General features: G+C 73.1%; 2 protein-coding genes and 1 pseudogene. All 3 read left to right on the top strand.

What is annotated here, in order from left to right:
• Positions 1-96: 96 nt before the first annotated feature.
• Positions 97-987 (top strand): annotated as a pseudogene (locus K6I33_RS32880) (2-hydroxy-3-oxopropionate reductase); the annotation flags it as partial.
• Positions 984-2717 carry a glyoxylate carboligase gene (gene gcl / locus K6I33_RS32875; RefSeq protein WP_374286466.1) on the top strand — a complete coding sequence of 578 codons (1734 nt, stop codon included), beginning with the start codon at positions 984-986 and terminating at the stop codon, positions 2715-2717. The pseudogene K6I33_RS32880 and the gene gcl, both read left to right, overlap by 4 nt.
• Before the next feature lie 158 nt (positions 2718-2875).
• Positions 2876-3634, top strand: coding sequence for a hypothetical protein (locus K6I33_RS32870; protein ID WP_229358305.1), 759 nt, complete (start codon positions 2876-2878; stop codon positions 3632-3634).
• The last annotated feature ends 142 nt before the right edge of the window (positions 3635-3776 follow it).

Raw genomic sequence — 3776 nt, 5'->3', positions numbered from 1 at the left:
CCGTCCGGCGTTTGAGGAGCGGGGGTCCGGGGGCGGAGCCCCCGGGAAACGGGAAGGGGCGGGACCGGGGCACCCACAACCACCCCGAAAGGGAAGCGTATGAAACTCCCCCGCATCGCCTGGATAGGCCTAGGCGTCATGGGCTCCCCCATGGCCGAGAACCTCCTCAAGGCCGGATACCCGGTCACCGGCCACACCCTCGAACCCCACAAGCTCGACCGCCTCGCCGCCGCGGGCGGCACCCCGGCCGGGTCCGTGCGCGAGGCCGTCGCCGGTGCCGACGTCGTCGTCACCATGCTGCCCGCCGACCGCGAGGTCACCGCCGTCGTCCGGGGCGACGACGGCGTGCTGGCCAGCGCCCGCCCCGGCGCGCTGTTCGTCGACATGTCCTCGATCGGCCCCCGGACCTCGGCCGCGCTCGCCGCCGACGCGACCGCCCACGGTGTCCGGGCGCTCGACGCGCCCGTCTCCGGCGGCGAGGCCGGGGCGGTCGAGGGCACGCTGTCCGTGATGTGCGGCGGCGAGCGGGCCGACTTCGAGGAGGCCGCGCCCCTGCTGCGCACGCTCGGCACGACTGTCGTGCACTGCGGCCCCCACGGCGCCGGGCAGACCGTCAAGGCCGCCAACCAGCTGATCGTCGCCGCCAACATCCAGGCGTGCGCCGAGGCCGTCGTCTTCCTGGAGAGGTCCGGCGTGGACCTCGCCGCCGCGCTGGACGTCCTCGGCGGCGGGCTCGCCGCCTCCGCCGTGCTCGGCCGGAAGCGGGAGAACTTCCTCAACCGCGACTATCCGCCGGGGTTCCGGATCGAGCTGCACCACAAGGACATGGGCATCGTCACCGCCGCCGCCCGCGAGGTCGGCGCCGTGCTGCCACTGGGGACCCTGGTGGCCACGCTCGTGGCCGCCGCCCGGGCGCAGGGCGACGGCGCGCTCGACCACTCGGCCCTCCTCCGGGGCGTCGAACGGCTGTCAGGGGGCACCACGTGACCACCGTCCCCGCCATGCACGCCGTCGTGCGGATCCTCAAGGACGAGGGCGTCGACATCGTCTTCGGCTGCCCCGGCGCCGCGATCCTGCCGCTGTACAAGGCGCTGGAGACCGTCGGCGGCATCGAGCACCTGATCGTCCGTCATGAGGCGGGCGCCGCACACATGGCCGACGGGTGGGCCCGCACCAACGGTCGCGTCGGGGTGGCGCTGGCCACCTCCGGGCCCGGGGGCACCAATCTCGTCACCGGCCTGTACACCGCCCACGCCGACTCGGTCCCCATGGTCTGCGTCACCGGCCAGGCGGTCTCCGCCAAGCTGCACCAGGAGGCGTTCCAGGCGGTCGACATCGTGGGGATCGTCCGTCCCGTCACCAAGTGGGCGGTACGGGTCACGGAGGCGGCGCAGATCCCCTGGGTGTTCCGGGAGGCGTTCCGGATCGCGCGCGAGGGGCGGCCGGGGCCCGTGCTGATCGACATCCCGGTCGACATCGCCCGGCGCGAGATCCGCTACGACGCCGCCACCGACACCCGGCTCCCCGTCCGCGTCCCGGTCCCGCACCCGCCGGCTGTCGAGGCCGCACTGGATCTGCTGCTGGCGGCCGAGCGGCCGCTGGTGCTGGCGGGCGGCGGGGTGATCCTGGCCGGGGCGGCGGCCGAGCTGCGCGCGCTGGTGGAGCTGCTGGGCGTGCCGTTCCAGGTGACGCTGATGGGCAAGGGGGCCGTCGAGGACGACCACGAGCTCCACATGGGCACCACCGGTATCCAGACCTCGCAGCGGTATGCCAACGCCTCGTTCCTGGAGTCGGACTTCGTACTCGCCGTGGGCGCGCGCTTCGGCGACCGGCACACGGGGGCGGACACCGGCGTCTACCGGGGCGGGCGGACGTTCGTCCAGGTGGACGTCGAGCCCACCCAGCTCGGCAAGGTGATCGCGCCGGACCTGGGCGTCGTCTCGGACGCGAAGGAGTTCCTCGCGGCGCTGCTGGCCGCCGCCCGGCGGCGCGGGGTCCGGGCGGACGCGGGGCCGTGCCGGTCGTGGCGGTCGTGGCGGGAGCGCTGCCGGCTGCTCAAGCGGACCCTCGTCCGGCGGGAGGACTTCGACACCGTCCCGGTGAAGGCCCCCCGCGTCTACAAGGAGATCAACGAGATCTTCGGTGAGGACACCTACTTCCTCACCGCCATCGGCCTGTACCAGATCTGGGGCGGCCAGCATCAGAAGGCCCACCGGCCCCGTCACTACCAGGTGTGCGGTCAGGCGGGTCCCCTGGGCTGGGAGGTACCGGCGGCGATCGGGGCGAAGAAGGCGCTGGAGGGCATGGGCCGGGGCGCCACCGAGGTGGTGGGCGTCGTCGGGGACTACGGTTTCCAGTACACGGCGGAGGAGCTGGCGGTGGCGGCGCAGTACGGCGTCCCGTTCGTCCTGATCATGCTCAACAACGAGTATCTGGGCCTGATCCGGCAGGCGTCCATCGGCTACGGGATGAACTACCAGGTCGATGTCCACTACGACGAGACGGGCACCGACAACGTCAAGCTGATGGAGGCCTACGGCTGTTCGGGGCGGCGGGTCGTGGCGCCGGCGGACATCCGTCCGGCGATCGAGTGGGCCCGCAAGGAGGCGGTCGCCACCTCCCGGCCCGTCCTCGTCGAGATCATGATCGAGCGGGAGGCGAACACCCCGCACGGTGTGAACATCGACGCGGTGGAGGAGTTCGAACCGCTCCCCTGACCTCCGGGCGGTGACGCCGGCATCCATCCTGTTCGCGCCCCGGCGGCGCCGCCCGGAGCACTCTCCCGCGCCCGCCTTGCCGATTCGCTCCCCCGCCGCGCCCGCATCGTGGACGATGGGGTCCCATATCCCCTACGGACCCTACGCTGGAGCCGAAGATGGCCAAGAGCGTGCCGGTGCACTGCCCCACGTGTCACCGGGAGCACTCCTTCACCCCGCCGACCTTTCCCTGCGCCTGCGGCACCCCGCTGACCCTGCCGGTACCGCCCGACGCCACTCCCGAGTTACTCGCCCACCGCACCTGGCGCGACTCCTGGGTGGCGGTGCGCTGCCCCTCCTGCGACCGTCAGGGCCAGTGGCCCCGGCCCGAACTGGGCTGCTCCTGCGGGACGGTCGTCCGGCTGCCCGTCCTGCCACCGCGCGACGCCGTGGAGAACCCCCAGGAGACCAAGGGCGTGAAGGGCCCGGAGGAGGAGGCGCCCGAGGCGCCCTCCGATACCGCCCCGCGCCCCCGCGCCATCTCGAAGCCGCCGTTCCGGCCGGTGGCCATCCGTACCGAGCGCGACGCGGTGATGTCCGCCGAGCGCTATCTGCGCTGGCTGGGCTTCCCGGACGTACGCCGCCCCGGCAACTGCCCGGCGCCCGCCGCGAGCGGGGTGGACCTGTGCGCCACCGGCGTCGTCGCCCGTGTCGACCCCACGACCCTCCCGACCACCCTGCGCGACATCGAGTGCCTGTGGCTGTACGGCCTGCTGGACTCCGCGACGAGCGTCTGCTTCTCCCTGGCTGGCTATGCCCGCGACGCCCGCTGCCGGGCGGACGACCTGCGGCTCCCGCTGTTCGTGATGGACCTGACCGGCACTCCGCAGGCCCTCAACGAGTGGGCCGACGAGCTGGTGCGGCGCGGCAGGAGGTGACCCGAAGCTCAATTCTTGCTCTGAACCGGTCGTCAGGCATGGCGACTTGAGTGTGGTAAGGCGGAGACTGGGCGCAGGGCCCGCGAGACACGGGGGACCGCCGGCCCGGCCACGGGGGGAACGGGGAGGAAAGAGACCGCTC

The organism is Streptomyces sp. UNOB3_S3 (genome assembly GCF_020740895.1).
Taxonomy (GTDB): domain Bacteria; phylum Actinomycetota; class Actinomycetes; order Streptomycetales; family Streptomycetaceae; genus Streptomyces.
Note: the sequence above shows the minus strand (reverse complement) of the source record. Positions and strands in the feature narration are given on the sequence as shown.